Source organism: Kitasatospora sp. NPDC091257 (genome assembly GCF_044757675.1).
Lineage (GTDB): Bacteria > Actinomycetota > Actinomycetes > Streptomycetales > Streptomycetaceae > Kitasatospora > Kitasatospora lactacystinica.
The window spans coordinates 1-6,797 of the sequence record NZ_JBIVVI010000422.1 but is presented as its reverse complement, the minus strand read 5'-3'; the positions used below and the strand labels follow the sequence as shown (position 1 = coordinate 6,797).

Genomic DNA, 6,797 nt, shown 5'->3' with positions numbered 1-6,797 from the left:
ACGAAGGTCAGCGCCTTGCGGCGGATCTCCTCGTCCGTGGTGGACTCGGCCTTGTCGAGCTGGGCCATGACGTGGTTGCGGAGGCCGATGGCCTCGTACTGGTGGCCGCGATTCACCTGGACGACGGAGAAGTCGACCAGTTCGGCCAGGACGTCGAGGTTGCGGGAGGGCTCCCGGCCGGCCGGGCCGCCGCCGTCGACGGGTTCCTGCCGGATGTCGTCGATGGAGAACTCCTCGGGGAACCGGGAGAGCCGTCTGAGTGCCCGGCGCTGCCGTTCGTCGAGCAGTCCGTACGCCCAGGCGAGGCTGCGGTGCAGCGAGCGGTGGTGGGAGAGCCCGCCGACCTCCTCCTGGCCGAGGATCGGCAGCACCCGGCACTCGTCCACCAGGACGTGCAGGGGCACCGAGCGCATCCGCACGGCGGCGTTCTCGATCGCGAGCGCCAGGCCGCCGAGGCGTCGGCAGAGCTCGACCACCTGCGGCATCTGGTCGCCGAGGTCGAGCGTCGGGGCGACCGAGTGCACCCGGTGGCAGAACAGCTCGGCGGCCGGCGGGCAGCCGTACGGGCCGTCCGGGTGGTCGACCGACAGCGGTGAGACCTCCCACAGGTCGGCGGGGACCCCGGCGGGCGCCCGCAGCGAGGTGATCATGATGTGGAGTGCCGGGTGCCGCGCCAGCAGTGTCCTGACCTGCCGGGCCACCGTGTCGATGACGTGCTCGGCGTTGTCGACGACCAGCAGCAGCTGCAGCTCGGGGCCGGTCCGCGGGTCGCGGCCGAAGCCCCGGAGGAGGGCGTCGAGCGCGCGCTGGGCCTGGGCCGAGGCGGCCGCCGGGTCGACGGCCTCGGGGGTGACCGAGCCGAGCTCCAGGACCACGACGCCGTCCCGGAAGCGGTCCAGCAGGTGGGCGGCAGAGTCCAGCGCCAGCCGGGTCTTGCCGACCCCGGCCGGTCCGGTGAGCACCAGCGGACGGCCCGGTCGCAGGGCGGTCACGACGTGCAGCAGGTCGGCCCGTCGGCCGACGGTGATGTCCGTCTTGGGTCGCAGTCCCCGCCACCGCGCGTTGTCCGGGAGCTCGGCGACGCGGGCCGGGAATCCGGGTTCCGGCCGGGTGGGCGGCAGCCCGGCCGGGGCGCCCGCGTGAACGACCTGGGAGAGCAGGGTGTCGTCCCGGTTGGTCGCCGCGGCGAACAGCGCGCCCACCAGGAGTTCCACGGAACTGCGTCGCGGATTCTTGATGGCGCCGGTTTCCAGGTTGCGAATGGTGCGGACGCTGACAGTGGAGTGTTCGGCTAATTGCTCCTGGCTCCAGCCGACCATCTTCCGTTGGGTCACCAACATCGATCGAAGCTGATTGTTGTCCATTCCCCCGCGCTTCCTGCTGTTGTGAGCAGAATAAAAGTCAGAACTCGATGCGCCGCTTTTACGGCGCCCATCGCTCCGAAAAGCGATCACTGTCGCCGGGCGGTCGGGCAGCCGGGCGGAGCGCGGGCGTGCGCGCTCGTTCCGGCAGGGGGCGCAAGGGACCCGGGCCGCCAGGTGTCAGGGCCGCCAGGTGCCTGGGCGGCAGTGTGCCAGTGCCGTGGAATAATGAATCGGGGACGTGATGACGGGTTGTCGCAGTTGTTCGTGGCGGTCTTCGGCGATGATTCGACGGTGATTCGAGGTGAGGTGATCGCCGCCATCGGCTGCTCAAGCGACGCGCGAACGAGTGTACTACGCGGACTATTTTCGGCGAAGCGGTCACAGCGTTCGATTTGCCCCTCCGGGACCGGCAACTTCGCTCCGGATCCGGCAATTTTCGGCATTGCGGCCGATATTGTGCAAGCATTATCGGCCACCGTGGCCGAATCCCGTCGCTTGTTCCCGGAGTCGGGCATCGATTGTTCATGGAATCGACCGCCGCCCGTTCCCGGGTCGGATCGGCGCCGTCCGGCGGGCTGTCGGGCGCCCTCGGCCGGGGTTGTCGGGGATGCCGGCCGGGGTTCTCGGGGGATACTCGTTCAACTGCGGAAACCCCGGTGGGTGCCCAGGGAAACCCGGTTGAGCCCACCCACAGCCGAAGGATAAGAAGAGGAAATGACAACGCTCAAGGAGCAGCTGCACGAGAACCTCACGGCTGCCATCAAGGACCGGGACGAGCTGCGCGCGTCCACCATCCGGCTCACGCTGGCCGCCGTCACCAGCGAGGAGGTGGCGGGCAAGCAGAAGCGCGAGCTGTCCGACGCCGATGTGCTGAAGGTGATCGGCCGCGAGGCGAAGAAGCGCCGGGAGGCGGCCGAGGCCTTCGACACGGCGGGCCGGACGGAGCAGGCGGCCCGGGAGCGGGCCGAGGGCGAGGTGCTGGCGACCTACCTGCCCAAGCAGCTCTCCGACGAGGAACTGGCCGCGATCGTGGCGGCCGCCGTGGTCGAGAGCGGTGCGAGCGGCCCGCAGGGGATGGGCGCCGTCATGAAGCTGGTGAAGCCCAAGGTCGACGGTCTGGCCGAGGGCGGCCGGGTCGCCGCGGCCGTGAAGGCCGCCCTGGCCTGAGCCGGGTGCCCGGACGCCCCCGCGGACGCCGGTCCGCCGGTCCCGTCCCGTCGCCCAGGTGACGCCCCCAGGTGACGCCCCGCCCCGGTCGTGCGCCGCCCCGGCAGCACGCCGAAGGGGCGCCCTCCGCACTGGAGGGCGCCCCTTCGCCGTGTCGGCCGTTCGCGGCCCGGGACGGGTCAGCCGTTCCCGTTGCCGCCGCCGTGCCGGCCGCCGTTCCCGTTCCCGTTGCCGGGGAAGGGCGGGAAGGTGAACCCGCCGGGGAAGCCGCCGGGCAGTCCACCGGGGAGCCCGCCGGGCTGGCCGCCGGGCTGACCGGGGTTGCCGCCCTGCTGCGGCGGCGGGGGGTTGCCGCCGGGCTGCGGGGTGTTCGGGTCGGTGGCCGGTGCGGTGGCGCCCGCCGGGGGAGCGGTCGGCTGCGGGTCCGGGATGTTGGCGGTCTGGATCGGCTCCAGCGGCGTTCCCTTGAGAGCCTGGTTCATCGCCATCGCCCAGATCGGGCCGGGGCCGTCGGCGCCGAACACCTCGGGGTAGTACTTGCCGCCGATGGTGATGTTCTTCATCTTGACGCCGCCGGCCGGGCCGCCGAGCCAGACCGCGGCGGCCAGCGACGGGGTGTAGCCGCTGAACCAGGCGGCCTTCTTCTCGTCGGTGGTACCGGTCTTGCCGGCGATCTTGCGGCCGTCGTCCATGGTCAGGGCGGCCGCGGTGCCCTTCTCGGTCACGTTGAGCAGGACGGCGTTGAGCGAGTCCGCGGTCTGCTCGGAGAAGGCCTGGCTGCACTGGGACTGCGGGACCGGGATGTCCTTGCCGTCCACCGTGGTGATCTTGTTGATCGCGATCGGGGTGCAGTACTTGCCGCGGGCGGCGAAGGTCGCGTAGACGTTCGCCATGGTCAGCGGGGAGAGCTCCAGGGTGCCGAGGACCATCGAGGGCACCTCCTGGAAGGCGTCGCCCTTGGCGGACTGGGTGATGCCCAGCTTGTTCGCCATCTGCTTCATCGCGCAGAGGCCGACCTGCTGCTCCATCTGCACGAAGTAGGTGTTGACCGAGCGGGCCATGGCCTCCTTCAGCTGGTACGGCCCGACCTCGCTGTCCTGCTCGTTCTTCACCGTCTCCTTGGGCTTGACGGTGTTCTTCCAGGTGCCCGAGCAGGTGGACATCTGCGGGTACTCGATCTTGTTCTCGGACGGGAACGCCTGGGTGTTCGACATGCCCGACTCCAGCGCGGCCGCGGCCAGGATCGGCTTGAAGGTCGAACCGGTCTGGAAGCCGTTGCCGCCGCCCATCGCGGCGTCCACGTTGAGGTTGACGACGGTCTGGTTCTTGTTCGGGTCCAGGCCGTACGGGCGGGTCTGGGCCATCGCCAGGATCTTGCCGCTGCCCGGCTCCATCATGGTCGCGGCGGCCGACACCGTGTCGGTCACGTTGACCTTCTTGGTGACGGCGTTCTGCGCGGCGGCCTGCTTGTCCGGATCCAGCGTGGTGTAGATGTTCAGGCCGCCGGTGTTCCACACCTTCTTGCGCTCGTCGGCGTTCTTGCCGAAGGCCGGGTCCTGCTTGACCACGTGGCGGACGTAGTCGCAGAAGAAGCCCATGCCGGCCTGGGCGGTGATGCAGCCGTTCTGCGGGTCCTTGTACTTCAGGCCCAGCGGGGCGGCCTTCGCCTCCTTCGCCTGGTCGGCGGTGATGTGCTTGTTCTCCAGCATCTTGTCGATCACGACGTTGCGGCGCTTGACCGTGTTCTCGGGGTAGCGCACCGGGTCGTAGGACGACGGGTTCTGCACCATGCCGGCCAGGGTGGCGGCCTCGGCGACGGTCAGGTCCTTGTTGCTCTTGCTGAAGTAGCGCTGGGAGGCGGCCTCGACCCCGTAGGCCTGGTGGCCGTAGAAGGTGATGTTGAGGTAGTTGGTGAGGATCTGGTCCTTGGACAGGTCCTCCTCCAGCTTGATGGCGACCTTGAGCTCCTGGATCTTGCGGCCCAGGGTCTTGCGCTGGGCCTCCAGGACGGCCGCCTGGTCGTCGCCGGCCTTCTCCACGTTGACGTTCTTCACGTACTGCTGGGTCAGCGTGGAGGCGCCCTGGGAGGCGGTGCCGCTCTCCGCGTTCTTGCTGACCGCGCGGAGGATGCCCTTGAGGTCGACGGCGCCGTGCTCGTAGAAGCGGGCGTCCTCGATGTCCACCTGGGCGTGGCGCATGAACGGCGACATCTGATCGACGGTCAGGACCGTGCGGTCGCGCTCGTAGACCTTGGCGATCAGCCCGCCCTTGGCGTCGAAGATCTGGGTGGCCTGGGTGAGCGGCGGGGTCTTGAAGTCGTCCGGGATGTTGTCGAAGCTCTCCGCCGTGTCCTTGGCGGTCAGCCCGATGGCGCCGACGGCGGGCAGGGCGAGACCGGCCAGCAGGACTCCGGAGAGCACGCTGACGCCCAGGAACTTCACGCCGTTGCCGGCGTGCTCCAACGGTGATCCGCCGGTCCTGCCGCGCGGAGCTCCGGTGTTGCCTGGGGGCTGGGGTGCCTGTGGGCGCTTCGGTGCCATGGGGAGAACCCTACGTCGCGGATTCCCGCACACAGCGGCAGGCGTTCGCCTAGGCTTGTCACAAGCTTGCGACAGCTTCGGTGCGTCAACATCGCTCACTCTTGTGGGCGAGGAGACTTGCCCGGAATGCCCTGTGATGGCCGGGTTTTGAGGCAGCTGTGGCCTGCTGTACCCGTGTGTTCAGTCACGCTCCGTGGTGACTCCTGTGGCGAGAGTGCGGGCTCCGCTTTTGGCAAGGCGTGCGACCTGCGATCACTCCAACGAGTGAGCTGATTGATACCCATAGTCCAATCGGGTCATTCGAGATTGAGCCCGAAGGGGCTGTTGCAAGCTGTCGTTCTTCCGTAACGTCCTCAACTGGCAACGGTGAATATGCCGTTGCCGCCGTGGGGGAGCCTCGAAACGGGAGAGGACGGCGCCGGCATGGGCTGGGTTGACGACTGGAGTGCGCAGGCCGCCTGCCGCACGAGTGATCCGGACGAACTGTTCGTCCAGGGGGCGGCGCAGAACCGCGCGAAGGCGGTGTGCAGCGGCTGCCCCGTCCGGACGGAGTGCCTCGCGGACGCCCTGGACAACCGGGTGGAGTTCGGGGTGTGGGGCGGGATGACGGAGCGCGAGCGCCGTGCGCTGCTGCGCCGCCGCCCGACCGTCATCTCGTGGCGGAGGTTGCTGGAGACGGCACGCACCGAGTACGAGGAGTCCCTCGCGACCGGAGTGATACTGACGGACTACGCCCAGGCGGGCTGAGCCCGGCCGCACCGCGCGGTCCGGGCCGGTCGGCCCTCGGGCACGGGCTACACCGCGCCGTTGAGCCGGTCCCCGATGGCCCGGAGCCCGTCCAGGTCGTGCACGTCGCCCGGCAGCGCCGGCACCTCCACGATCGGCACGTCCGGGTACACCGAGACGAAGCGGTCGCGGGTGCGGCGTTCGCGCCCCATGATCTGCATCCGCTCGGCGTGCAGTCGCAGCAGCCCGGCCGCGAGCAGTTCCGCAGCGGGCGAGGCGTGCTCCGAGCCGTTCTCCTCCAGGGCCTCGGCGGCCGCCAGCGCCCGCTCCGCGGTGAGCTGCGGTGCCCCCGTGTCGTGCACCCGGTTGAGCACCAGCCCGGCCAGCGGCATCCGGTCCGCGGCCAGCCGGTCCACGAAGTACGCCGCCTCGCGCAGCGCGTCCCGCTCCGGCGCGGCCACCACCAGGAACGCCGTGCCCGGCGCCTTGAGCAGCTGGTACGTACGGTCCGCGCGCTCCCGGAAGCCGCCGAACATCGAGTCCATCGCGCTGACGAAGGTCTGCACGTCGGTCAGCAGCTGAGCACCGAAGATCTTGCCCAGAGTGCCGGTGAGCAGTCCCATCCCGACGTTCAGGAAGCGCATCGCGCTGCGCCCGCCGACCTTGGCCGGGGCGGTGAGGATCCGGATCACCCGGCCGTCCAGGAAGGATCCGAGCCGGTTGGGCGCGTCCAGGAAGTCCAGTGCCGAGCGGGACGGCGGGGTGTCCACGACGATCAGGTCCCACTCCTCGGCGGCGCGCAGCTGCCCGAGCTTCTCCATCGCCATGTACTCCTGCGTGCCCGCGAAGCCGGCCGACAGGGACTGGTAGAAGGGGTTCTCCATGATCGCCTTGGCCCGCTCGGGCTCGGCGTGGGCCAGCACGACCTCGTCGAAGGTCCGCTTCATGTCCAGCATCATGGCCTGGAGCTCGCCGTCGCCGGTGACCCCCTTGACCACCC

5 protein-coding genes are annotated in these 6,797 nt (G+C 69.8%); 2 read left to right on the top strand and 3 right to left on the bottom strand.

Translation table 11 applies throughout. The features are described 5' to 3' along the window. Positions 1 to 1,334 (bottom strand): helix-turn-helix domain-containing protein (locus ACIQOV_RS20325; protein ID WP_401050280.1); only part of this gene is annotated, 1,334 nt, incomplete at its 3' end. A 744-nt stretch (positions 1,335 to 2,078) separates the two neighbouring features. Between ACIQOV_RS20325 and ACIQOV_RS20320 the strand changes: the two genes are divergently transcribed. Then, positions 2,079 to 2,531: a GatB/YqeY domain-containing protein gene (locus ACIQOV_RS20320; RefSeq protein ID WP_401050278.1), complete on the top strand. Its 453-nt coding sequence runs from the start codon at positions 2,079 to 2,081 to the stop codon at positions 2,529 to 2,531. 179 nt (positions 2,532 to 2,710) lie between these two features. Here the strand turns inward: ACIQOV_RS20320 and ACIQOV_RS20315 are convergent, their stop codons facing one another. Next, complete coding sequence (locus ACIQOV_RS20315) at positions 2,711 to 4,993, bottom strand: transglycosylase domain-containing protein (protein WP_401050276.1); 2,283 nt, start codon at positions 4,991 to 4,993, stop codon at positions 2,711 to 2,713. Between the two features lie 501 nt (positions 4,994 to 5,494). Between ACIQOV_RS20315 and ACIQOV_RS20310 the strand changes: the two genes are divergently transcribed. Next, positions 5,495 to 5,818 carry a WhiB family transcriptional regulator gene (locus ACIQOV_RS20310; RefSeq protein ID WP_030240986.1) on the top strand — a complete coding sequence of 108 codons (324 nt, stop codon included), beginning with the start codon at positions 5,495 to 5,497 and terminating at the stop codon, positions 5,816 to 5,818. 47 nt (positions 5,819 to 5,865) lie between these two features. Here ACIQOV_RS20310 and ACIQOV_RS20305 read toward each other — a convergent pair. Continuing rightward, on the bottom strand, positions 5,866 to 6,797 hold a 932-nt coding region (locus tag ACIQOV_RS20305), incomplete at its 5' end, for an ArsA family ATPase (protein ID WP_401050274.1).

What these genes read in the sequence shown, in the direction of transcription:
- ACIQOV_RS20320 (WP_401050278.1), top strand. Translation starts at nt 2,079, where the DNA reads ATGACAACGCTCAAGGAGCAGCTGCACGAGAACCTCACGGCTGCCATC.
- ACIQOV_RS20310 (WP_030240986.1), top strand. Translation starts at nt 5,495, where the DNA reads ATGGGCTGGGTTGACGACTGGAGTGCGCAGGCCGCCTGCCGCACGAGT.